23 protein-coding genes are annotated in these 23,636 nt (G+C 63.5%); 7 read left to right on the forward strand and 16 right to left on the reverse strand.

The genetic code is table 11. From position 1 onward, the window contains the following. The first annotated feature begins 280 nt into the window (after positions 1-280). Complete coding sequence (gene rplS, locus ABFK29_RS00175) at positions 281-661, forward strand: 50S ribosomal protein L19 (RefSeq protein ID WP_005863529.1); 381 nt, start codon at positions 281-283, stop codon at positions 659-661. 12 nt (positions 662-673) lie between these two features. After that, positions 674-895: a 50S ribosomal protein L31 gene (gene rpmE / locus ABFK29_RS00180; RefSeq protein WP_005863531.1), complete on the forward strand. Its 222-nt coding sequence runs from the start codon at positions 674-676 to the stop codon at positions 893-895. Between the two features lie 23 nt (positions 896-918). Here the strand turns inward: rpmE and ABFK29_RS00185 are convergent, their stop codons facing one another. From ABFK29_RS00185 to ABFK29_RS00200, 4 genes are all read right to left on the reverse strand, one after another. Next, positions 919-2,274, reverse strand: coding sequence for an ATP-binding protein (locus ABFK29_RS00185; protein ID WP_005863533.1), 1,356 nt, complete (start codon positions 2,272-2,274; stop codon positions 919-921). Positions 2,275-2,474: 200 nt separating this feature from the next. Continuing rightward, positions 2,475-3,311 (reverse strand): N-acetylmuramoyl-L-alanine amidase, encoded by an 837-nt coding sequence (locus tag ABFK29_RS00190; RefSeq protein ID WP_005863535.1) that lies wholly within the window; start codon positions 3,309-3,311, stop codon positions 2,475-2,477. Positions 3,312-3,452: 141 nt separating this feature from the next. Further along, positions 3,453-5,006 (reverse strand): alanine/glycine:cation symporter family protein, encoded by a 1,554-nt coding sequence (locus tag ABFK29_RS00195; RefSeq protein ID WP_005863537.1) that lies wholly within the window; start codon positions 5,004-5,006, stop codon positions 3,453-3,455. Between the two features lie 25 nt (positions 5,007-5,031). Beyond that, positions 5,032-5,466, reverse strand: a complete 435-nt coding sequence (locus tag ABFK29_RS00200; protein ID WP_005863539.1) for a universal stress protein — start codon at positions 5,464-5,466, stop codon at positions 5,032-5,034. Between the two features lie 259 nt (positions 5,467-5,725). On the opposite strand from ABFK29_RS00200, the gene ABFK29_RS00205 reads away from it, so the two are divergent. Both ABFK29_RS00205 and ABFK29_RS00210 read left to right on the forward strand, forming a co-directional pair. Then, positions 5,726-7,399, forward strand: a complete 1,674-nt coding sequence (locus tag ABFK29_RS00205; protein WP_005863541.1) for a bifunctional protein tyrosine phosphatase family protein/NAD(P)/FAD-dependent oxidoreductase — start codon at positions 5,726-5,728, stop codon at positions 7,397-7,399. A 167-nt stretch (positions 7,400-7,566) separates the two neighbouring features. Then, positions 7,567-9,339 (forward strand): SulP family inorganic anion transporter, encoded by a 1,773-nt coding sequence (locus ABFK29_RS00210; RefSeq protein WP_005863543.1) that lies wholly within the window; start codon positions 7,567-7,569, stop codon positions 9,337-9,339. Here ABFK29_RS00210 and ABFK29_RS00215 read toward each other — a convergent pair. Beyond that, a complete protein-coding gene (locus tag ABFK29_RS00215) occupies positions 9,319-10,044 on the reverse strand; it encodes a metallophosphoesterase family protein (protein WP_005863545.1) in 726 nt (241 codons plus the stop codon). The genes ABFK29_RS00210 and ABFK29_RS00215 overlap by 21 nt on opposite strands. Before the next feature lie 212 nt (positions 10,045-10,256). On the opposite strand from ABFK29_RS00215, the gene ABFK29_RS00220 reads away from it, so the two are divergent. Continuing rightward, positions 10,257-10,628, forward strand: a complete 372-nt coding sequence (locus tag ABFK29_RS00220) for a hypothetical protein (protein WP_005863547.1) — start codon at positions 10,257-10,259, stop codon at positions 10,626-10,628. Positions 10,629-10,699: 71 nt separating this feature from the next. Here the strand turns inward: ABFK29_RS00220 and serA are convergent, their stop codons facing one another. The 6 genes from serA to paaI form a co-directional block, all read right to left on the reverse strand. Then, positions 10,700-12,298 carry a phosphoglycerate dehydrogenase gene (gene serA / locus ABFK29_RS00225; protein WP_005863549.1) on the reverse strand — a complete coding sequence of 533 codons (1,599 nt, stop codon included), beginning with the start codon at positions 12,296-12,298 and terminating at the stop codon, positions 10,700-10,702. Between the two features lie 90 nt (positions 12,299-12,388). Continuing rightward, positions 12,389-13,543, reverse strand: coding sequence for a phosphoserine transaminase (locus ABFK29_RS00230; RefSeq protein ID WP_005863551.1), 1,155 nt, complete (start codon positions 13,541-13,543; stop codon positions 12,389-12,391). 211 nt (positions 13,544-13,754) lie between these two features. Continuing rightward, a complete protein-coding gene (locus ABFK29_RS00235; protein ID WP_005863553.1) occupies positions 13,755-14,324 on the reverse strand; it encodes a TetR/AcrR family transcriptional regulator in 570 nt (189 codons plus the stop codon). A gap of 4 nt (positions 14,325-14,328) precedes the next feature. Further along, complete coding sequence (gene paaK, locus ABFK29_RS00240; RefSeq protein ID WP_005863555.1) at positions 14,329-15,633, reverse strand: phenylacetate--CoA ligase PaaK; 1,305 nt, start codon at positions 15,631-15,633, stop codon at positions 14,329-14,331. Between the two features lie 42 nt (positions 15,634-15,675). Beyond that, a complete protein-coding gene (gene pcaF / locus ABFK29_RS00245) occupies positions 15,676-16,863 on the reverse strand; it encodes a 3-oxoadipyl-CoA thiolase (protein ID WP_005863558.1) in 1,188 nt (395 codons plus the stop codon). Further along, positions 16,856-17,329 (reverse strand): hydroxyphenylacetyl-CoA thioesterase PaaI, encoded by a 474-nt coding sequence (gene paaI / locus ABFK29_RS00250; RefSeq protein WP_005863560.1) that lies wholly within the window; start codon positions 17,327-17,329, stop codon positions 16,856-16,858. Before paaI ends, pcaF begins: the two co-directional genes overlap by 8 nt. 572 nt (positions 17,330-17,901) lie before the next feature. Here paaI and ABFK29_RS00255 point away from each other — a divergent pair. Beyond that, positions 17,902-18,243 (forward strand): DUF2794 domain-containing protein, encoded by a 342-nt coding sequence (locus tag ABFK29_RS00255; RefSeq protein WP_005863562.1) that lies wholly within the window; start codon positions 17,902-17,904, stop codon positions 18,241-18,243. Positions 18,244-18,274: 31 nt separating this feature from the next. Here ABFK29_RS00255 and speB read toward each other — a convergent pair whose 3' ends face one another. From speB to ABFK29_RS00275, 4 genes are all read right to left on the reverse strand, one after another. Continuing rightward, positions 18,275-19,234, reverse strand: a complete 960-nt coding sequence (gene speB / locus ABFK29_RS00260; protein ID WP_005863564.1) for an agmatinase — start codon at positions 19,232-19,234, stop codon at positions 18,275-18,277. 84 nt (positions 19,235-19,318) lie between these two features. Next, positions 19,319-20,212, reverse strand: a complete 894-nt coding sequence (locus tag ABFK29_RS00265) for an NlpC/P60 family protein (protein WP_050772493.1) — start codon at positions 20,210-20,212, stop codon at positions 19,319-19,321. Further along, positions 20,209-21,588 carry a leucyl aminopeptidase family protein gene (locus tag ABFK29_RS00270; RefSeq protein WP_005863567.1) on the reverse strand — a complete coding sequence of 460 codons (1,380 nt, stop codon included), beginning with the start codon at positions 21,586-21,588 and terminating at the stop codon, positions 20,209-20,211. The genes ABFK29_RS00265 and ABFK29_RS00270 overlap by 4 nt, the downstream gene beginning before the upstream one ends. Positions 21,589-21,679: 91 nt before the next feature. Beyond that, complete coding sequence (locus tag ABFK29_RS00275) at positions 21,680-22,042, reverse strand: hypothetical protein (protein ID WP_040605165.1); 363 nt, start codon at positions 22,040-22,042, stop codon at positions 21,680-21,682. A gap of 168 nt (positions 22,043-22,210) precedes the next feature. On the opposite strand from ABFK29_RS00275, the gene ABFK29_RS00280 reads away from it, so the two are divergent. Beyond that, positions 22,211-22,852, forward strand: a complete 642-nt coding sequence (locus ABFK29_RS00280) for a carbonic anhydrase (RefSeq protein WP_005863572.1) — start codon at positions 22,211-22,213, stop codon at positions 22,850-22,852. A gap of 20 nt (positions 22,853-22,872) precedes the next feature. Here the strand turns inward: ABFK29_RS00280 and ABFK29_RS00285 are convergent, their stop codons facing one another. After that, on the reverse strand, positions 22,873-23,220 hold the full coding sequence (locus ABFK29_RS00285) for a hypothetical protein (protein ID WP_005863574.1): 348 nt from the start codon (positions 23,218-23,220) through the stop codon (positions 22,873-22,875). Between the last annotated feature and the right edge of the window lie 416 nt (positions 23,221-23,636).

Genomic DNA, 23,636 nt, shown 5'->3' on the forward strand with positions numbered 1-23,636 from the left:
GGCCGGGACTCACCATAAGAAACGGTTAATCCGCCCCGGTTAACCCAGCGGTCGGCGGGTTTGCGGCGGCTTGGGAAATTCCCTTGATTTGCAGGGTTCTCGCGCGTAGAAGGCCCCATCTCAGGCACCGGGGCGACTCGGATGCCTTGGGTATCGTGGCGTCTCCACCCGGGGCCCCACGCAAGCAAAGCAACAGCTGGCGGTGCAAATTCCTGTTTGGAATCAAGGTGCTGACAGACATTTCCGCGGGCAAACCGCGTGTGAAAAAGGAGAAGGTCAGATGGATCTGATCGCACAACTCGAAGCGGAGCAGATCGCTTCGCTGGGGAAAGAGATCCCCGATTTCAAGGCAGGTGACACCGTCCGCGTCGGCTACAAGGTCACCGAAGGCACCCGCACCCGTGTCCAGAACTACGAGGGCGTTGTCATTTCTCGTAAGAATGGCAAGGGGATAGCCGGTTCGTTCACCGTTCGGAAGATCTCCTTCGGCGAAGGTGTGGAGCGTGTTTTCCCGCTGTATTCCACCAACATCGAGTCCATCGAAGTCGTCCGTCGCGGCCGCGTCCGCCGCGCCAAGATGTACTACCTCCGCTCGCGCCGCGGCAAGTCGGCCCGCATCGCGGAAGTCACCAATTACAAAGCCCCGAAGGCTCAGGCGTAAGGAACGGATCGGATGAAAAAGGATCTTCACCCCGACTACCACATCGTCACCGTCAAGATGACCGACGGGACCGAATTCCAGACCCGCACCACCTGGGGCAAAGAAGGCGACACACTCGTCCTCGACATCGACCCCACCGTGCACCCGGCATGGACCGGCGGCTCGTCGCGCCTGCTCGACCAAGGCGGCCGCGTGTCGAAGTTCAAGAAGAAGTACGAAGGCCTCGGCTTCTGATATTTTCGAAGCCCGACAAGGGCTTATTCGCCGACAGGAACGCCGCCCTCCAGGGCGGCGTTTGACGTTTGGCCGACCGGTTCCTGCAGCGAGACAAGCGGGAACAGCATGGCGATGCGGGTCCCCTTGTCAGAGCTTTCGATCTTCAGGCCGCCGTGTGCGGAACGCACGAAACCGGCCACCATCGACAGGCCCAGACCGGTGCCCATGCCCGGCGGCTTGGTGGTGAAGAAAGGCTCTGCCACCATCGGGAGGACGTCGCCGGGAATGCCGGCACCTGTGTCCGCCACAGCGATCGAGACGTATCGCCCCGGCGGCAGCGCATGTCCGTCGCCAGTGGCCAGTTCCTCGGTGAGCCGCTCTTCCGACGTGATGATCTCAACCGAACCGTTGCCCTCGATGGCATCGACCGAGTTCTTCACGAGGTTCAGGACCGCCGTGGTCAACTGGGCATCGTCCAGCTTGACCGGCAACCGCCCAGGGTGGCGCAGGTGCACCTTCTCTATGCGCGCCGGCACCAGCGTATTGACAAGCGATACGATCCCATCGACGGCGACATTCGCATCAAGGACGCGCGCGCGCGTCGGAGCTTTGCGGGCATAGACCAGAAGCTGCTGCACGACTGCCTCCGCCCGCTTTGCCGCGGCCTGTGCCTCTTCGACGGCGGCATCGCGTTCAGCACGGTCGGTCATCAGGTGGTAGAGTTCCAGGTTGCCCTGTACCACCGTGAGTATGTTGTTGAAATCATGCGCAACGCCGCCGGCGAGGCGGCCGATGGCGGACATCTTCTGATCCTGTGCGAGGCGCTCTGCCGTCTCTTCCAGCGTCATCCTGGACGTACGCGTAAACAGCATCGCAAGCGCCGTGTAGGCCAGAGCCACGACAACGACGATCAGCACACCCAGCTTTGCGAAGTAGCCGTCGAAATCGTCCATGTGGCTGCCGACGGTCAGCAACAGGAAGACGCCGAACAGCGCGATCTGCGCCCAGGCCAGCCAAAGGATCCGGTCGCCGCGCCGGATCTGATAGACCATTGTCGACCCCATGAGGATCGCCCCGAGGGCGATCTTTTCCGGCGCTTCGTTCATCGAGAAGTGCACCGGCAACCACATGAAGGCGACGACAACGACAAGGTAGGACAGGCCCGCAATCATCACGTGGTGCGGCTGAGCAATCTCACGGTGTACGACGATATAGCGGCAGTGCAGCGCATGCGCGAGGAAGTAACCCGCGCACCACGCCGCGGGCAGCAGGTTGCCTACGTAGAAACACAAAAGCACCGCACCAAAGAACACGGCAACCAGCCGCACGATCAGTTCGCGCCGGACGCCATACTCGACGTCGTAAAGAAGCTGCATGTTACGGCGCGCGGCTGTCATCTGCCCCCATTTACTCCGTTGGTCAGGACGGCCGGCAACGACGCATGTCCCGCAATCGCCCGCTCGGACAAGCCGATCTGCCGGTGTCTCGGTCAGGAACCTGGGCTCATTACATTTACCTAACGGAATAGTATACGCTCAACCCGGTCTGCAAAGACCAAACCATGGTTAATACACCGTTAATCGGTTGAAACTGAGTCTTAGCGGCACCGTAAGGCGGGATCATCCAGAAGCGGGAACAGGGCGGTGTCGTCGATGATCCCGGGCGAATAGCGAGAGCGGTCGGTAGACACGAGACGGTCGAACGCCCGGCGAGACGCCTTGCCCCATACACCATCCGGATCGAGCGACCCGCAGCCCCGCGCCGCCAACTCGGTCTGGAGACTAAAGGTCAGCACCCGCAACCGCAGGTCATCCGCCTCTTTCATGATGCGCTCACCCGGGCAGGATGTGCTGGCATAGTGCAAATGCGGCCGAATGTTTGCGGTCGGCACGCGGTAGGCCCTTTGGGCTTCGGACATGACGCGCACATAGGACAGCCGCGCGGCATCGGTCAGGGCTTCGTGGTTGAAATCGCCAAGCGCGACGACGGCGAAATGCCCGGTGAAATCCGCCTTCTCGGTGCCGCCAATCACCGTGGACTTCGTGGCCGGAGCATAGCGCACGGGCCGGCCCTTCGCGATCTGGCCGGCCTTGTCGATGGCATAGTGGTACGCGATCATCCCCAGCCCGGCATTTGCGACGTGGTCGTGGTTGATGTTGCGCACCCTCTGGGAGATCGATTGCCGGTCGCGTGCAGCCGACGCCTTGCGGAACAGGGCAGCGTCCGTACCGGCGAAGCCCTCGTGATGGAACGTGATGTGTGTGATGCGGCTGTGCCCGTAACGGCGCAGCGTCTTCTGATCGATTTCGCTCAGGTCGACGGTGATCTCGCCAGGGACCTGTAGCGGCGCAGGCTCTGGCACCACGCCTTCGGCCTTGACCAAAGCCGGGCACAGTAACAGGACGCTCAACGCTGCGATCTTCGGTAGCTTCATCCGCTGGCCCCTCCCCTGCTTTGATGAAAGCAGTCTGCCCGCAAGCGGCGTCCTGTGCGACTGGGAAAATGCCAGCGGCGGGAACGTGCCGCCGCTGGCCTTGCAATTCGGTGGGGCGCGGACCGGCCACGCCCCAATCCGTCACTTGAACTTGCGGATCTCTCCGGACTTCAGCCGCGACATGTAGCTGTCCAGTTCCCGCTTCACGATCGGCATCAGGAAGTAGAGGCCCGCGATGTTGACCACCGCCATGGCAAAGATCGCCGCGTCGGAGAAGTCGATCACCGGGCCGAGGTTCGCCGCCGCGCCGATCACCACGAAGATGCAGAAGATCACCTTGAAGACGATCTCGGTGGTCTTGCCCTCGCCGAAGAGGAAGGTCCACGCCTTGAGACCGTAGTAGCTCCACGAGATCATGGTCGAGAAGGCGAACAGGATCACCGCGACGGCAAGCACGTAGGGGAACCACGAGAAGGCCGAGGAGAACGCTGCAGAGGTCAGGCTGACGCCCGAGGACCCATCCAGCGTCTGGATCGACCCGCCTTCGGTCAGGATGTAGAGGCCGGTCTCCGGATCGCTGACAAGCTGGCCCGAGATGATGATCACCAGCGCCGTCATGGTGCAGATGACCACAGTGTCGATGAAGGGTTCGAGCAGGGAAACGAAACCCTCGGTGATCGGCTCCTTCGTCTTCACGGCAGAGTGCGCGATGGCCGCCGAGCCCACGCCCGCTTCGTTCGAGAAGGCCGCCCGCTTGAAACCTTGGATCAGCGCGCCGACAAGACCGCCCGCCACGCCGAGACCGGTGAACGCGCCCGCGAAGATCTGGCCAAAGGCCCAGCCGATCTTGTCCGCGTTCATCAAGATGATGACCAGCGCGGCAAGCACATAGAGGATGCCCATGAACGGCACGACTTTCTCGGTGACCTGCGCGATGGACTTCAAGCCACCGATGATGACCGCAAAGACCACGCCCGCGAAGATCACACCGGTGATCCAGCCCGGGTATTCGCCGACGATCCCGGCGATCTGCTGGTGCGCCTGGTTGGACTGGAACATGTTGCCGCCGCCAAGACTGCCAAGGATGCAGAAGATCGCGAACAGTACAGCCAGCACCTTGCCACCGGGCAGGCCGCGCTCTGCGAAGCCCTTGTCCAGATAGTACATGGGTCCACCCGACACATGCCCGTCAGGGAATTCGTTGCGGTACTTCACACCCAGCGTACATTCGGTGAACTTGGACGCCATGCCCATCAGACCGGCCAGGATCATCCAGAAGGTCGCCCCGGGTCCCCCAATGCCGACGGCCACTGCGACCCCCGCGATATTGCCAAGCCCGACAGTGCCGGACAGCGCCGTGGCAAGCGCCTGAAAGTGGCTCACCTCACCGGCATCGTTGGGGTCGGAGTAGTCGCCCTTCACCAGCGCGATGGAGTGCGGAAAGGCCCGGAACTGGATCAGTCCGAAGTAGATGGTAAAGATTGTCGCCGCGATCACCAGCCATGCCACGATCCACGGAAAGGAGGTGCCCGGGAAAGGGCTGAAGATGAAGTTGACGAACCAGCCCGTGGCGCTGGCAAAGGCGTCGTTCACAGCCTGGTCGAGCGTCGGCTCCGCTTCCTGTGCGCCGGCCGTGACCGCCGATGTGGTTACTACGAATGCGGCCAGGGCCGCGCGTTTGAAATACGTTGTCATCCTGCGATGTCCTGTTCTTTTCGCGTCAGGGAACGATGGTGCAAGGCACCGGCGAAGCCTGGACCAGGTGGCCCGCAACCGATCCGAAGACCCGGCTGCCGAGGGAAGAACGCCCGTTGCGTCCAATGAAGATCTGGGCAACGTCCGGCGCTTCGGCGATTTCACAAATGATTTCGGCGATATGGCCATAGCGCAGGACGGTTTCGACGCGGACGCCCTTCGCCTCTGCCGCACGCTGGGCAGGCTCGATGATCGCCGTCTCGGCACGGGCGAGCTCATCCTTGCGGCGTTGGCTGCGTTCCGCGACCTCCTGCGGCGTCAGAAAGGAATAGGGCGACCATTCCAAAACGTAGGCGACCACGATGGTGCCACCCTGAGCAATGGCCCGTTCGGTTGCGAAATCCAGCGCACGCTGCGCCGTCTCGCTCCCGTCGAAGCCGACAACGAACTTCCCTGTCATATCCGTGTTATCCTTTTGTCTTTATTGTTGATTCAGCCTGAAGGCCTTGAATAGGTTAACAGTCGCCTCGCGGGCGAATGGTCCTAATTCCTCCGCAATACTTGAGCTTTCGACTGATTTTCCCCGTCTTGCGCGTACTATTCGCAAAAAATCCTCCGATAGTTCCCGTAACGGCAACTGCGACTCATTGAACTGTTTCAAATTCAATTATTCGAATGCATAAAGACGGAATTGATGATTCTCTGGGCAGGAGCGCACCGTGGAATTCCGCAAGATCACTGACGACATCGCCGTCTCGCCGCAGATCGCCACCGAAGACGTTCAGGCCATCGCCGACGCCGGATACAGGTCAATCGTGTGCAACCGTCCGGATGGCGAAGGCGCAGACCAGCCGACCTTCCAAGAGATCGCGGCAGCCGCCGAAGCGGCGGGCCTCAGGGCCGTTCACCAGCCCGTCGTCAGCGGCAAGGTAACGGACGAGACCGCCGCAGAGTTCGGCACGCTGCTTAAAGAGCTGCCCGGCCCGGTCTTTGCCTACTGCCGCACCGGCACCCGCTCGACCACGCTCTGGTCCCTGTCCCAGGCCCGGACCATGGAGCCGTCCGCCATCCTCGGCGCGGCCAAGGCGGCGGGCTACGACATGGCAGGCGTGGTCCGACGGATCGTGAACGGCGGCAAGACACCGACCGACGAAGGCGACGCGAAGTTCGACGTGGTGATCGTCGGCGGTGGCGCTGCCGGTATCTCGGTCGCGTCCTCGCTGATGACCCGCCGCGCCGGGCTCGGCATCGCGATCATCGACCCGGCCGATATCCACTACTACCAGCCCGGCTGGACCATGGTCGGCGGCGGCGTGTTCGAGGCGCAGACCACCGCGCGCACCATGGCTTCGCTCATCCCGAAGGGCGTGCACTGGATCAAGTCCGCCGTCGCGGCCTTCGAACCCGACAACAATTCAGTGATCCTCGACGGCTGCCGCGTGGTGAAGTACGACCGGCTGATCGTCTGCCCCGGGCTGAAACTCGACTGGAACGGCGTCGAAGGGCTGGTGGATACGCTTGGCAAGAACGGCGTCACCTCCAACTACCGCTTCGATCTGGCGCCTTACACATGGGAGCTGGTGCAGGGGCTGAAGAAGGGCCGCGCGCTGTTCACCCAGCCGCCCATGCCGATCAAGTGCGCGGGCGCACCGCAGAAGGCGCTCTATTTGTCGGGCGACCATTGGTATCGCAACGGCGCTCTGAAGGACATCGACATCCAGTTCATGAATGCCGGTGGCGTTCTGTTCGGCGTGAAGGACTATGTGCCCGCCCTGATGAAGTATGTCGAGCGCTACGATGCCAAGCTGAACTTCTTCCACAATCTCATCCGCGTGGATGGCGCGGCGAAGCAGGCGACCTTCAGGGTGTCGAAACCGGACACCGAACCAGCGGAGGTCACCGTGGACTTCGACATGCTCCATGTCTGCCCGCCGCAGGTCGCCCCGGATTTCATCCGCGTCTCGCCGCTGGCCGATGCGGCGGGATGGGTCGACGTCGACCAGTCCACGTTGCGCCACAAGACCTTCGAAAACGTCTGGTCGCTGGGGGACGTGATGAACGCGCCCAACGCCAAGACCGCCGCCGCCGCGCGTATTCAGGCGCCCATCGTGGCCGAAAACGTCGTCGCAGACATTCGCGGCCTGAACCCTCAAGCAGTCTACAACGGCTATGGCTCCTGCCCGCTGACCGTCGAAAAGGGCAAGATCGTTCTGGCGGAATTCGGGTATGGCGGGGCGTTGCTGCCGTCCTTTCCCAGGTGGTTCATCGACGGCACCAAGCCGACACGTGCGGCGTGGTTGCTGAAGGAACAGATCCTCCCCCCGATCTACTGGAAGGCCATGCTCAGGGGGCGGGAATGGATGGCCAAGCCAGAGACCGTCTCTGCAGGGTGAGACATGAAGGGCCGGAACGTGTTCCTGGCCCTTTTTGCATACCCCCGGGGCCAGTTTTCCATTCAAAGGTGCATTCGAACCTTTTCAAATTCTATTTTTCGAATATATAAGCCATCAACAACCGGGGCGACTCGCATCCCTGACCCCAGATCTACAGGACTATGCCAATGGCTTCCCCCATCCTGAACCGCTTCAAACAATACCTGCCGATCCTGACCTGGGCGAAGACCTACGATCGCAACACCGCGACCTCTGACCTTGTCGCCGCCGTGATTGTCACGGTCATGCTGATCCCGCAATCGCTCGCCTATGCCTTGCTGGCGGGTCTGCCTGCAGAGATGGGGCTCTATGCCTCGATCCTGCCGCTGGTGGCCTACGCGGTTTTCGGCACATCGCGGGCGCTGGCCGTCGGGCCTGTCGCAGTCGTCTCGCTGATGACAGCCGCCGCTGTGGGGAACCTCGGCCTGTCCGATCCGCTCCAGATCGCCGTTGCCGCCGGGACACTGGCGTTCATATCCGGCCTGATCCTCACCGTGCTGGGTGTCCTGCGCCTCGGGTTCCTCGCGAACTTCCTGTCGCATCCGGTCATCGCGGGTTTCATCACCGCGTCCGGCATCCTAATCGCCGTGTCGCAGCTCAAGCACATTTTCGGCATCAAGCTGTCCGGGGACAACCTGCCAGAACAGATCGCCACGTTCTTCGAACACGTGGGTGAGACCAACCTTATCACGCTGGCCATTGGCGTTGCCGCGACCGCCTTCCTGTTCTGGGTCCGCAAGGGACTGAAGCCGCTGCTCATCCGTTCCGGCATGAAGCCGCGCCTTGCCGATATCTCGGCCAAGGCCGGCCCTGTCGCTGCCGTCGTCGTCACCACCCTGATCGCCTGGGGCTTCGGCCTGTCGGACCGTGGCGTGAAGGTCGTGGGCGACATCCCGATGGGCCTGCCGCCGCTGACCATGCCGTCGGTGTCTCCCTCGCTCTGGAGCCAGTTGTTCGTTCCCGCGCTGCTGATCTCGATCATCGGGTTCGTGGAGTCCGTGTCCGTGGCCAAGACGCTGGCCGCGAAACGCCGCCAGCGCATTTCCCCCGACCAGGAACTGATCGGCCTCGGCACGTCGAACATCGCGGCTGCCGTGTCGGGCGGCTATCCCGTCACCGGGGGCTTCTCCCGCTCTGTCGTGAACTTCGACGCGGGGGCGGAAACCCCGGCTGCAGGCGCCTATACCGCCGTCGGCATCGGCCTCGCCACGCTCCTGCTGACGCCGCTGATCTACTTTCTGCCGAACGCCACGCTCGCTGCCACCATCATCGTCGCCGTGCTGTCTCTGGTCGACTTCTCGATCCTCAGGACCGCGTGGGGCTATTCCAAGGTGGATTTTGTCGCGGTCGCGGCCACCATCCTTCTGACCCTCGGTTTCGGGGTAGAGGCAGGTGTCTCGGCAGGCGTGCTGCTGTCCATCGGCCTGCACCTCTACAAGACCTCTCGCCCGCACATTGCCGAGGTCGGGCTGGTCCCCGGCACAGAGCATTTCCGCAACATCAAGCGGCACAAGGTCGAAACGAAGGCCCACCTCGTGACCCTGCGCGTGGACGAAAGCCTGTACTTCGCGAACGCCAGTTTCCTTGAGGATTACATCCTGGGCCGTGTCACCTGCGACCAGCCGATCAAGGAGGTCGTGCTGCAGATGACCGCCGTGAACGAAGTCGACCTGAGTGCGCTGGAGACGCTGGAAGAGCTGAACCACCGTCTGAAGGACATGGGCATTCGCCTGCACCTGTCGGAGGTCAAGGGCCCGGTCATGGACCGTCTCAAGCGGTCCGATCTGCTCGACCACCTGACCGGCAAGGTCTACCTGTCACAGTACAACGCCTGGAAGGAACTCAGCCCCGCGCCGCAAGATCCCGCAGCCGAGCGGACCTCAAAGGCGAACGCGGCCTGACGGCGTCAGGATAAAGACCTTGTCGCCCTCGAAGGCCGCCGCGGTCAGCTGCCGTCCGTAACCGGCCCCCGTATCGAGGTTGAGCCGATGCGGGCGGAAATCCGGTGTGTCCACCGGCGTGTGCCCGTGCACGATGAAGGCGCCATGGTCCCGCTGGTCCATCAGAAACTCCTGGCGGATCCAGACCAGATCGTCCTCCACCTGATCTTCCAGCGGCACACCCGGACGGACACCGGCATGCACGAAATAAAGCGGTCCGGCGCGGTGGAAGATCTTCAGGTCCTGGAGGAACCGGAGGTGTCCGTCGGGCAGAAGCGAGCGCAACTCCTCAGCGAGTTCGGTCTGCCGCACACGCTCGGGGACTTCCAGACCGTAAGACGCCGCCGTTTCGATCCCGCCGATATTGGGGTGGAACCAGTGATAGCCCACCAGAAGGTGCGGATCGTTGCGCGGCGCGGGCGGTGTGACGAACCATTCGAACAGACGGTCGTGGTTGCCCTTGAGACAGGTCCAGTTGCGCCCGGCGGCAAGTCCCTCCGACAGGATGTCGATCACACCCTTAGAATCCGGTCCCCGGTCGACATAGTCGCCCAGAAACACGATGTTGGCATCTTTGCCGCCATCTGCCTCGATGCGGGTCAAGGTCTCTTCCAGCAGGGCCCGCTGACCGTGAATGTCGCCGATGGCGTAGATCGTTTCTGTCATGGACAGGGACCTAGCACCGTCCCCCGCCAGCCGCCAGAGCCTGCTCTGCGTCGCGTGGCGCTTCGCCACCACACCGCGTCTCAAAACGCGCACAGACTGCCCCCGGGTCAAAGATGTCGTAGGCATCCATGTTTTCCCGCCGTAGCCTATGGCGACAAGTCCCGGCCAAACTGCATTTCCGGTCGCGGGCATGTCTATCAAGGAGTTTGAAGATGCATGGACTGTCGTTCTGGTTCTTTGTGCTTGCAGTGATTTCCGGTGCTCTTGGCATGGCGTGGGGCATCCAGATGTCCGCTTCTGGCGACCACAGCCTTTCTATCGCACACGCTCACCTGAACCTTGTCGGCTGGGTGGGGTTCGCCATTTTCGGGATCTACTATCACCTCGTACCCGCCGCCCATGGCAAGATTGCATGGGTGCATTTTTTCGTGGCGCTGCTTGGGCTCGGGGCCATCGTGCCCGGTATCGTCCTGGCGGTGACGTCCCAGGGTGAAACGCTGGCAAAGGTCGGATCGGTCCTGACCTTCCTGTCGATCATGATCTTTCTCGTCGTCGTCATCCGGTCGCGGACAACCATCGCCTGAGCAACGATCCTGAAAAGGAAAAGGCGGGGCTGACCCCCGCCTTTTCGTATCTCGTACCGTCTGCGCTAACCTCAGGCCACGTCGAAGGACAGTGGCTTGATCTGGCGGAACATACCGGTTTCGGCCAGCTTGGCGCGTGCCTCTGCCGGGACCGGTTCGTCCACGTACAGCAGCGCGATGGCCTCGCCTTTGGCTGCCGACCGGCCAAGCGTGAAGTTCGCGATGTTCACGCCCATACCGCCCAGCGTCATGCCGAGCGTGCCGATGATCCCCGGCACGTCTTCGTTGGTGGTATACAGCATGTGCGCGCCCACTTCGGCGTCGATGTTGATGCCCTTGATCTGGATGAAGCGCGGCTTGCCGTCCGAGAAGACCGTGCCCGCAATCGACCGCTCCCGCTGCTCGGTCACGACGGTCACCTTGATATAGCCCTCGAACGCGCCGGTCTGCGCCTGGTTCGTGGTGGAGATCTTGATGCCGCGATCCTTGGCCACCAATGGGGCCGAGACCATGTTCACCTCGGGGTTCACCGACTTCATGATGCCAGCGATCAAAGAGCAGTTCAGCGCGGCCAGATTCATCTCGGCGGCATAGCCGTCGTAGAGGATGTTGATGGCCTTGATCGGCTCGTCGGTCATCTGCCCGATGAAGTTGCCGAGGTGGTCGGCCAGCTTGATCCACGGCCCCATGACCTTCGCCTCTTCGGCGGTGACGTTCGGCATGTTCAGCGCGTTGGTCACCGCGCCGGTCAGCAGATAGTCGGACATCTGCTCAGCCACCTGCAGGGCCACGTTTTCCTGCGCCTCGCTGGTGGACGCGCCGAGGTGCGGGGTGCAGACCACGTTGGGCAGGTTGAAGAGCGGGTTCTCCTTCGCCGGTTCCTGGGCGAAGACGTCGAAGGCCGCACCGGCGACATGCCCGGATTTCAGCAATTCGGCCAGCGCCTCTTCGTCCACCAGACCGCCGCGGGCACAGTTGATGATGCGCACGCCCTTCTTGGTCTTGGCGAGGTTTTCCTTCGACAGGATGTTGCGGGTGCCGTCGGTCAGGGGCACGTGCAGCGTGATGAAGTCGGCGCGCTTCAGCAGGTCGTCGAGGTCATCGATCTTCTCGACCTGCATCTGCTTCGCCTTCTCTTCCGACAGGAAGGGATCGTAGGCGATGACTTTCATCTTCAGGCCGCGCGCACGGTCGCACACGATGCCGCCGATGTTGCCCGCGCCGATCACGCCCAGCGTCTTGCCGGTCAGTTCGACGCCCATGAACTTCGACTTTTCCCACTTGCCCGCATGGGTCGAGGCAGAGGCTTCGGGGATCTGGCGGGCGACAGCGAACATCATCGCGATGGCGTGCTCGGCCGTGGTGATCATGTTGCCAAAGGGCGTGTTCATGACGATCACGCCGTGCTTCGACGCCGCGTCCTTGTCGACGTTGTCTGTGCCGATCCCGGCGCGGCCCACAACCTTCAGGTTGGTGGCCTTCTCCAGGATGGTCGGCGTCACCTTCGTGGCCGACCGGATCGCGAGACCGTCGTAGTTGCCGATGATCTCGGCCAGTTTTTCCTTGTCCTTGCCGAGGTCGGGCATGAAGTCGACGTCGATGCCACGGTCGCGGAAGATCTGGACGGCCGCGTCGGAAAGCTTGTCGGAGATGAGAACTTTGGGAGCCATGTGTCTGGTCCTTGGATGTGCTGAGAGGAACGGACCCGGACGCCCTCACGGGGTCCGGATCAACTGCATTTCAGGAAAAGGGGAAGTCGTTCAGGCCGTTTCGGTCTGCGCCGCGATCTCGGTCTCGAAGGCCCACTTGAGCCAGAGCGTCAACTTTTCGACATCCGACGCTTCGACCGTTGCACCACACCACACGCGCAGGCCCGCAGGGGCGTCGCGGTAGGCACCGATGTCATAGGCGGCGTTGTAATCGTCCAGCTTCTTGGCGATCGCCTTGGCAAAAGCCGCGCCGTCCTTGATCCGCGCATCGGTGAACTTCAGGCAAACGGAGGTGTTCGAACGAGTCGCCGGGTCGATGGCAAGGTTCTCGATCCAGTCGTGCTCGTCGCAGAAGTCCCACAGCACCTTGGCGTTGGCGTCGGCACGAGCCTGAAGCCCCTTGAGCCCGCCGACCGAACGCGCCCAGTCGAGTGCCACGAGGTAATCCTCGACCGCCAGCATGGACGGCGTGTTGATGGTCTCGCCGACAAAGACACCCTCGATCAGTTTGCCGCCCTTGGTCAGGCGGAAGATCTTCGGCATCGGCCAAGAAGGCGTGTAGGATTCCAGCCGCTCGACGGCGCGGGGGCTGAGGACGAGCATTCCGTGCGCCGCTTCGCCGCCCATCACCTTCTGCCAGGAGAAGGTGGTTACATCCAGCTTGTCCCACGGCAGGTCCTGCGCGAACGCGGCAGAGGTCGCATCGCAAATGGTCAGACCGTCGCGGTCGGCAGGGATCTTGTCGCCGTTCGGTACGCGCACGCCAGAGGTGGTGCCGTTCCAGGTAAACACGACGTCGGTGTCGAAATCGACCTCGGCGAAATCGACGATCTCACCGTAACCGGCGGTTTTCACCTCGGCGTCGATCTTGAGCTGCTTGACCACATCGGTGACCCAGCCGGACCCGAAGGATTCCCAAGCGACCATGGTGGCTTTGCGGGCGCCCAGAAGCGACCACATGGCCATTTCGACGGCACCGGTGTCAGAGGCGGGAACGATGCCGATCTTGTAGTCGGCGGGGATGCCCAGGATCTCGCGCGTACCTTCAATGGCCGCTTTCAGCTTCTCCTTGCCGATCTTCGCACGGTGCGAACGACCGAGGGCGGCATCGGAGAGCTTGTCGAGCGTGAATGTGGGGATCTTGGCACAGGGGCCAGAGGAAAAACGCGGGTTTGCCGGCCGCGTGGCCGGGTGGTCGTGTGCCATATCTGCTAACCTTCCAGATAGATGCCTCTCGTTGGGGAGAGGTGTCCCGCCGATGCGTCTATGCCTTTCCCGATGCGCCGGCAAGTCGGATAATGCGGCCCGAAGGTCGCATTTGAATTCGACCCCAAGACGTCTGGAGCGGATCGGAAACTTCCGGCCAGCGGCAGGTCAGGACAGCGTCGAATCGCGCCCGCAGGTGGAAATCACCGGATCAGAGGCGTTCGAGCCCGCCCTCCGCGAAGTCGGCGGCCAGCTCGGCGAACTCCGCCCGGCTCAATCCCTTGCCGGGACGGTGCCACTGGTAGACCCAGTTGATGATCCCGAAGACAGTCATGGTCGCGGCGCGCAGGCGGTCTCCGGTCAGGTCGGGGCGCTGCTGCTGCAAGGCGCCGGACATCAGCCGGACAAGGGTCCGCTGATGCGACAGCACCGGCTGTTGCAGGTCGTCCGGCAGCGTGTGCAGCGTTTCCAGTTGCAGCTTGTGCTCGGCATCGGAATGCTCGAACGCCTCCAGGAGAGCGGCCATCAATGCACGCAGCCCGTCCGGAGCGGCCTGCTCTGCCTGTTCGACAACATGGTCGTAGTGGGTCTTCAGGATGTCAGACAGCATCGATTCCTTGCTGTCGTAGTAGTGGTAAAGGAGTGCCTTCGACACGCCACATGCCTTCGCCGCGCCAGACATGGAGGCGCGGTCGAAGCCCTTCTTCGCAAAATATTCTGCCGCTCCCTTGCGGATCGCGTCGCGCTTCTCGGCGTGGTCGCGGGCCAGTCCCCTCGCCACGCGGTCAGCCCCGGGGCCGGTTGTCGACGATGCGCACCGCCTTGCCCTGGCTGCGGGCGACGCCGCCGGGTTCGGCAAGATCGACCAGCACCGAGACGCCGACCACCTGCTTGATCTTCTGCGCCAGTTCGCGGCAGGCTGCGGCGCCCTGATCGGCGGCATGGGGGAAGCACTCGACCTTCACCCGCATCTGATCCTTGTGCTCCACCCGGTTCAGCTCAAGCTGGAAGTGCGGCGCGAGGGCTTTCACCGTCATCAACTGCTCCTCGATCTGGGTCGGGAAGACGTTGACACCGCGCAGGATGATCATGTCGTCCGACCGGCCCGTGACCTTCTCCATCCGCCGCATCGTCCGCGCCGTGCCGGGCAACAGGCGCGTCAGATCCCGGGTACGGTAGCGAACGATGGGGAACGCTTCCTTGGTCAGCGAGGTAAAGACCAGTTCCCCCAGTTCGCCATCAGGCAGGACCGCGCCCGTCTCAGGGTCGATGATCTCGGGATAGAAGTGGTCTTCCCACACATGGAGGCCGTCCTTGCTCTCAACGCACTCGTTGGCGACGCCCGGTCCCATGATCTCCGACAGGCCATAGATGTCCACGGCGTGCATGTCGAAGGCGTCTTCGATCTCGCGCCGCATGGCGTTGGTCCAGGGCTCCGCCCCGAAGATGCCGACCTTTAAAGGCGACTTACGCGGATCGCGGCCCTGTGCGGCGTATTCGTCGATGATCGACAGGGCGTATGAGGGTGTCACCGTGATGCCGGCGGCACCGAAGTCCTCGATCAGGCGCACCTGTCGCTGTGTCATGCCGCCGGAAATCGGCACCGTGGTCAGGCCCAGCTTGTCAGCGCCAAGGTGGATGCCCAGCCCGCCCGTGAACAGTCCGTAGCCGTAGGCATTGTGCAGGATGTCGCCAGCCCGGAGACCGGAGGCGCGCAGGCTGCGAGCCACCACGGTCGCCCATGTGTCGAGGTCCTTTTCGGTGTAGCCCACGACAGTTGGCTGCCCTGTCGTGCCCGAAGACGCATGGATACGTTTCACCTGTTCGCGCGGGACGGCGAACATTCCGAAGGGGTAGTTGTCGCGCAGGTCGGTTTTCAACGTGAAGGGAAACTTCGCAAGGTCGGCGAGGTTGGTCAGGTCATCCGGATGCACACCCGCAGCGTCGAAGCTCGCCTTGTAGTGCGGGACGTTCTCGTAGGCGTGGCGCAGCGACCATTTCAGCCGGTCCAGTTGAAGGGCCGACAGCTCATCGCGGGAGGCAGTCTCGATCGGTTCTAGGTCGCCGGGCTTGGGGGACAGGTCTTCCATCGTCTTATCCTTCCTGCACTGCCGTTGCGTTGACGGGCCGCATCAGATCGCTTCCAGAGCCAGGGCGATGCCCTGCCCCACGCCAATGCACATCGTGCAGAGCGCGTGTTTCTCCATCCGGTCCTGAAGCGATTGGGCGGCGGTCAGCACCAGCCGCGCGCCCGACATGCCCAGCGGATGACCCAGCGCGATTGCCCCGCCGTGCGGATTCACATGCGGCGCATCGTCGGGCAGGCCGAAGTGGCGCGTGACGGCAAGGGCCTGGGCGGCAAAAGCCTCGTTCAGCTCGATGACGTCGAAGGCCGATATGTTCATGTTGAGCCGGCCAAGCAGCTTTTCGGTCGCGGGGGCGGGCCCGAACCCCATGATCCTTGGCGCGACCCCCGCCGTCGCCGCCCCGAGGATGCGGGCGACCGGCACAAGACCATGTTTCTCGGCGGCCTCCGGCGAGGCGATGACCAGCGCACAGGCGCCGTCGTTGACCCCAGACGCGTTGCCCGCCGTGACCGAGCCGCCCTCGCGGAAGGGCGTCTTCAGCGCGGCGAGCTTGTCCATCGTCGTCTGGCGCGGGTGCTCGTCCGTGTCGACCACGACCGGGTCGCCCTTGCGCTGCGGGATCGATACCGGGGTGATCTCTTTCGCCATCCGACCGGAGGCAATCGCGGCGGCGGCCCGCTCCTGCGAGCGGAAGGCAAAGGCGTCCTGATCCTCGCGCGAGACGTTGAAATCCTCTGCCACGTTCTCGGCCGTCTCGGGCATGGAATCGATGCCGAACCGTTTCTGCATCGCCTTGTTGACGAAGCGCCAGCCAATGGTCGTGTCGTAGACCGCGTTGGCACGAGAGAAGGCCGTGTCGGCCTTGGGCATGACGAAGGGCGCCCGGGACATGCTCTCTACCCCGCCCGCCACGATGATCTCTGCCTCGCCGCACTTGATCTGGCGGGCGGCGAAGGCCACGGCGTCGAGCCCCGATCCGCAAAGCCGGTTGATCGTGGTTCCGGGCACGGACTCACCCAGCCCGGCCAGAAGCGCGGCCATGCGGGCAACGTTGCGGTTGTCCTCGCCCGCCTGATTGGCACAGCCCATGATGACCTCGTCCACCGGCAGCCCTTCGGGCACCACGGTGCGGATCACATGGGCCAGCATGTCGTCCGGGCGGACGGAAGCGAGGGCACCGCCGTAGCGGCCGATGGGGGTGCGGGTGCCCTGGCAAAGCCATGCTTCACGCATTGCGTATCTCCTCTGATGCGCACGTGGCGCTTGTTTCCGGCGGCTCTTCGAAGAGCGTGCCCTTGATGGCTCGGGACAGTCCGCGCATCAGCGCGACCGTGCGACCGTCTTCTCCGGTGACGGTGACATCGTAGACGCCCGACCGTCCCGGCCGCGCCTGTTCCCGCGCCGTCGCGGTCAGATGTTCGTCGGGGCGCCCGGGGGACAGGAAGGTGATCTGGTTCTCCTGCGCCACCGTCACCTGATTGTATGTGTTGCAGGCGAAGGCGAAGGCGCTGTCGGCAAGCGCAAAGATGAAGCCGCCATGGCAGATACGATGACCGTTCAGGTGGTGGGGCCTGACCCGCATCGACAGCACCGCTTCGCCGGGCGAGATCCGGTCGATCTGCATGCCCATCTCCTGGCTGGCGGTGTCAGTGGCCCACATGGCCTGCGCCGAACGCTCCGCGCGCTCCTGTGGTGTCATTGGCGATGTCCTCCCTGTGCCGAACGATGCACAAAACCGACCGAACGGTCAAGTATGTTAACGTCGGTCCCGACCGGTCATGGAAGGAGGGTGGCGCGCAGCCCCACCCTACCAAACGGAACAAGGGTGGAAAGGTCATGGATGGAAACGAACCCGGAAACTCCGCCACGCCCAGACCCCCGGTTATGCCTTGTCGGCCAATAGACCGCAGGCATAAGCATCAACAGAGACCCATGCACGTCGGCAATGCCCGGTACGGGCCAAGGTGGCCCGGCCCCGTGACTGACGGTGGGGATCGTGGCAAAGCTGTCGGGCCGCGTGACAGCCCTCAAGGCCGCAGTGCCAATAGCTCCTATTGCGGGTACACGGTGGTCGGCGCCACGTGCTGCTTTGGCTCCGGCATCCAACAGGGCGAGGACCCGCCTGCACGGCGCCCCAGCCGCCCGCGCGCAGCTCGAAACGACCGACCCAGAGCTGCCGATGATGCCAGCCCGCACGTGCGGATTTCTCTTTGCGCCCTGACGGGTTGCAAACCCCTTGATTTGCCGCCGCGAAGGCGCAACTCTTTGGGTATGAACAGCTTGACCCCTTTCCCCGGCACTGGGGGCGCCAACGAGGTGGTGGCCTTCCAGCGCGCGGAGCTGAACATCATCCTTTCCCTGTACGGCCGCATGGTCGCCGCCGGAGAATGGCGCGACTACGGCATATCCACACTGAGGGACGTGGCCATCTTTTCGGTCTTCAGGCGCACGACAGAGCATCCGCTTTATTGCATCGAAAAGCGTCCCAAGCTGCGCAGCAAGCAGGGCGAATACGCTGTGATCGGGATGGAAGGGCAGATCCTGAAGCGCGGACACGATCTGAAGACCGTGCTGCGCGTGCTGGAACGCAAGCTGATCCGCGCCGTGGAGTAAGCACGGCGCGGCCATCTTAGCACTGCCGTGTTCAGGCGGGCTGTGCCAGCATGGAGCAGAGCAGCTCGAACATGATCGACACGCCGAGGAAGGCCGTCGCCCCGGCCTGGTCGAAAGGCGGCGAGACCTCTACAAGATCGGCGCCGACGATGTTCACGCCTGCGAGTCCCCGGCAGACACGCAGCGCCTCGTAACTGTTCGGACCGCCCACCTCGGGCGTTCCGGTGCCTGGGGCAAAGGTCGGGTCGACGAAGTCGATGTCGTAGCTGACATAGGTCGGCGCATCGCCCACGATATCGCGCGCCTCCTGCATCACGTCCGGACTCCCGCGGTCAAAGAACTCCTCGATCTCGACGATGCGGATGCCCTCAGCCTTTGCGAAGTCGCGGTCCTCGGCATCGTACATCGTGCCCCTGATGCCGATTTGGATCACCCGCTTCGGGTCCAGCAGACCCTCTTCGACGGCACGGCGGAAGGGCGTGCCATGGGTGTACATTGTCCCGCCGAAATAGCTGTGGAACAGGTCGGTGTGGCTGTCGAAATGGATCATGCCAAGCGGACCGCTCCGTGCAAGCGCCCGCAGGACCGGCAGCGAGGTCAGGTGATCTCCGCCCGCCGTCAGAGGACGGATATCGGCCGCGACGAGCGTGTCGTAGAAGGCGGTGATGCGCGCCATGCTGTCCTTAATGTCGGCGGGGTTCGGGCCCACATCCCCCAGATCGGCGCAGTTCACCGTCTCGAACGGGCGCTGGCCCGTCACCTGATGCTGCGCCCTTATCATCGTGGAGGCGTCGCGCAACTGGCGCGGGCCGTGACGCGGTCCGGGACGGTTGGTGGTTCCGCTGTCCCACGGCACACCGACGATCCCGACGTCGACCTCTGCAAATCGCGGATGCTCCGGCCCGACGTGAGGCAGGCGCATGAAGGTCGGTACGCCGGCAAAACGCGGCAGGTCGAAGCCGGAGACAGGGTGAAAGAACGGATCGGACATGCGGGTTCCTTTTTGTGAGAGCAGCGGGGGCCAGCCCCCGCACCCCCGGAGTATTTCCAAAGCAAAGAAGCAGGGCTGGCCGGTTCAGGTCAAGCGGGCGTGGCGCGTGACGGGGCCGTCGCCGGCCGCCTCGATCCGTGCGATGGCGACGGCGATGGGTTCGTAGGCCGTGGCCATGTGGTGCGCGTTGGCGTGCAGCAGCGTTTCTGGATCGGCGACCCAGGCCACATGACCCTTCCAGAACATGAGGTCGCCGCGTTGCGGCGGGGTGCCCGGCGGCAAGGTCTCTCCCAGGTCGCGCGCCTGCATGTCGCTGTCGCCGGGACACGGAATGTTGCACATGCGGCACCCGATCTGCACCAGCCCCGAACAGTCGATGCCGAACGCGGAATTGCCGCCCCACAGGTAGGGAGTGCCGATCAGTCGGTCCGACACTGCGACCGGGTCGGTCTCGTATTGGTCGACGAGGGCGAGCTGCGTGCCCCTGACCCAGCGGTTCACTCCGACATGCGGCGCATAGACCTGCGTGTTGAACCAGTTGTCTTCATGCCCGGAAGCCCGGACGAGGGACCCCATAGACAGCATGATCGGCGTGCCCGGTTGTTTGACGTCGCGGCTTTCGATGCCGATGGCGCGCGCCGCAGAGACCCGGTGCGTGACCGGAAATTGAGCTGGGCGGAGGTAGGACCGGGAGATGTAGCCGACGTATCCATCGGCCTCGGCAAACCCGAAAGCGTATTCGCTGTAGGTTTCGCCGTGGCTTTTGCGTTCGACGTCAAGGACGCGAAACGACTCTCCTGTCAGAAGCTGGCGTTCGCGCTTCCCTCCGGGCGCATTCAGCAGGTCGGCGGGGCCTGGCCTGTTGACCGCATGCAGTTCGCCTTCGGTGAAGGCCGTGGCCTCGACCAGTCCCTTGAGCGAGACATGCGCCACGCGTCCGTTCGAGCGCAAAAGGCGACGGTCGGTCGGGGCGCTCACAGCCCCAGTACCTTCGGCAAGGCGCCGAGGATGGCGCGCGGCCCCTGACCCAGACCACCCTTGGCACGCCCGGGGGCGGCAGCCGGCTGCCAGCTGTAGATGTCGAAGTGCGCATAACGGGCCGCGCCTTCGGTGAAGCGGCGCAGGAAGAGGGCGGCGGTGATGGAGCCCGCGAAACCGCCTGACGGCGCGTTGTCCAGATCAGCGATGTCCGGTTCGATCATCGCCTCGTAGGGGACGTGGAATGGCATCCGCCAGACCGGGTCCGCCGCGCCTGCCGCCGCTTCTGTCAGGGCCTGTACGAAGGGTTCGTCATCGCAGTAGAACGGCGCGAGATCGGGACCGACGGCCACCCGCGCGGCGCCGGTCAGCGTCGCCATGGAAAGCATGAGATCCGGACGTTCCTCTGCCCCGAGGGCAAGTGCATCCGCCAGAACCAATCGCCCCTCGGCATCCGTATTGTTGATTTCCGCCGTCTTGCCCAAGCGCGACATCAGCACGTCGCCGGGTCGGAAACTGGGCGCCGAGACGGAGTTTTCGACCGCCGGGATCAGGAGACGCAACTGCACCCCAAGACCCAGAGCCATAATGGACTGCGCCAGCCCGATGGTGTTGGCTGCACCGCCCATGTCCTTCTTCATCAGGCCCATGGACGCGCCCGGCTTCAGGTTCAGGCCGCCAGTGTCGAAACAGACCCCCTTTCCGACCAGCGTCAGTTTTGGGCCTGCGTCGCCCCAACGCATGTCGATCAGCCGCGGCGCCTGCGCGCTGGCCCGGCCCACCGCGTGGATCAGGGGAAAGTTGTGGTCCAGCAGCGCATCGCCTGTCGTGACGTCGATGGAGGCGCAGAAACGGTCGGCAAGGTCGCGGGCGGCCAGTTCCAGCGCTTCTGGCCCCATATCGGAGGCCGGCGTGTTCACAAGGTCGCGGGTCAGGTATTCCGCTTCGGCCAACGTCTCGATGCGGGCGGCATCGACACCGTCCGGCGCCACCAGATACCTGTTGGCCGGCGTGGCCGTCTTGTACCGGTCGAAACGGTAGGCGGACAGCAGCCAGCCCAAAGCTTCCGTTTCCGGATTGTCGAGCGTACCGGTCCCGATCCGGTAGGTGCCGGGCGCAAGTTGTGGGATGGCACCGGCCAGCGGAAAGCGTTGACGGGCGCGCTGCGCCGCCGTGCCGTAACCGGCAAGCGCCATGACGGGGGTGCCATCTTCGCCCGGGATCATCAGTGCGCTGCCCAACGCCCCCGTGAAGCCGCTGGCACGGACCCAGGCCGCGGCCCGGCCCGGCTGCGCGTCCGTCCAGCCGTCAAGGCCGTCCGGTTCGACAATATGCAGCGGAAGGGCGTCGGTCGTGGTCGCAAAACGGGGGGACATGGGGGCTCCTGTCGAAGGGGTCGTCGGGAGCCAAGATTAGTGCCGGGTGCGGGGGCTGCAAGCGAGATTCAGAACGTGGGCGGAGGCAGGCTCAGATCGAGAACTCGTTGATGTCCCAAAGCTGTGTCAGTGACCGTTCGCCGGTTCGCGCCAGGCGCGCAAGGGTTGCCGACTCAGCGACGATATCCCCGAACTCGATACAGGTCATCACGTCGTGCGCCACCCGACTAAGCGACGTCATCCCAATCTGCAGCGCAATGGCCGACAACGACCGCAGCGTCTTGTGCATGTCCTGGCGTGGTCCGGATATGGCCATATCCTGAACCTGGCAGAGCTTTTGAGCAAGTTCCTCCATCGCGCGGCAAATCACGTCCTCGGCCTGGTGCAACCCAAGATCCGCACAAAGGGTCCTGATCTGCGCCGGGTCCATGTCCGGATATTCCACCGGCGACATGTACGTCACCTGTTTCACGTCTCACCCCAATTCCTAGGCCCCCACAGCCAAGGCCAAAATGACCGGCGACCGTTCCCAAAAGGTTATTCTCCAAAGCTGTTTTCCCTCGCATTTCCCTTGAATTCTGCCTAGTCCGTTGGGGAAACGGACGATGTGACGGAGAGGGACATGGAATTCACGCGCCCGCTGCCTGCGTACCTGGTGACGCGGTATCACGGTTGGAAAGCGACGACCTATGCAGAGAACCACGCCTGGTACAGGCGTCTTGCGGACGAGGGGCAACGCCCCCGCGCGATGGTGATCTCCTGCTGCGATTCCCGGGTGCACGTCACGTCGATCTTCGGCGCCGACCAGGGTGAATTCTTCATCCACCGCAACATCGCCAACCTCGTCCCGACCTATGAGCCGGACGGCAACCACCACGGCACATCGGCCGCGCTGGAATACGCGGTCACCGCGCTCAAGGTCGCGCATGTGATCGTGCTGGGCCATTCGAACTGCGGAGGCGTTCAGGGCTGCCTGGACATGTGCCAGGGACGTGCGCCGGAGCTGGAAGAGACCTCGTCCTTCGTCGGGCGCTGGATGGACATCCTCAAACCGGGCTTCGAGGCGGTCAAGGACGATCCCGACATGCCCCGCGCGCTTGAGCACGAGGCGGTCAGGGTGTCGCTCAGGAACCTGATGACCTTCCCCTTCGTGAAGGAGGCGGTCGAAAAGGGCACGCTGTCATTGCACGGCCTGTGGACCGACATCGGTGAGGGCGGGCTGATGCATATCGACCGCAGGAGCGGCCAGTTCACAGTGGTCTGAACCTGAGGGCGTACCCGCCTTCAGTTCATCGCGCGCCGCAACTCGCCGGAGTGGCCGCCGCGGTGCGCTTTCACACAGGGGCGCCCGATGCGGGCGGCAATGTGTGCCATGGGGATACCGAGGTCCGTGCCCGTGCACAGCCCTTCGCCATGGTCATTCAGAACGACGAGATGCCCCTCGCGGAACGTGAGGCTGTAACCCTTGTACGCCAGCCTTTCGGCAATCTCGGTCCAACTGCCTGAATGTTCGAGGATCGGCGATAGAAAAAGGCGCAGCATTGCGCGCGTTTCGCAGTCGAGAGGAGCGGGAAGTCCCTGCAATTCCTGGGCATCCTGCCACCCGGCCTGCGCGTCCGGTTGGTGTTGCATCTGAAGTGCTCCTTGCCTGTCCGGAAAGGCTGAAACGCAAATGCGTCGAAATTGTGGCAAACCGGCTGCCTCTTGCAGGGCATTCAAATCAAATTGGAAAGTGTCGCGGATTTGACGACGGAAACTTGACCAGGCCGAACCTCGGGATGCTGCTGAACGGGGTCGGTTTTCAGTCGGGTCGGTCGCAACGCCTGGCGTGGGACGCAGTCGCTGCGGCCCGCCGTCAGAGAGAGATGAGAGAGACGGTTGGCAAGCCGCAGCGCGAACAGGGCGGGCGCAGGGCGCCCCTTTGTCACGCGGGGCGCGGTTGCCCGCATCGGCGATATCGCGAAGGGAGGGACCGGTGCGGCCTCCGGAGAGAGGCGGCGGCGCACGTCGGTCGGTTGCCATTCTGGCAGAGTGCCTCATCGCGTGCA

This window comes from Sagittula stellata E-37 (assembly GCF_039724765.1).
In the GTDB taxonomy this organism is placed as follows: Bacteria; Pseudomonadota; Alphaproteobacteria; order Rhodobacterales; family Rhodobacteraceae; genus Sagittula; species Sagittula stellata.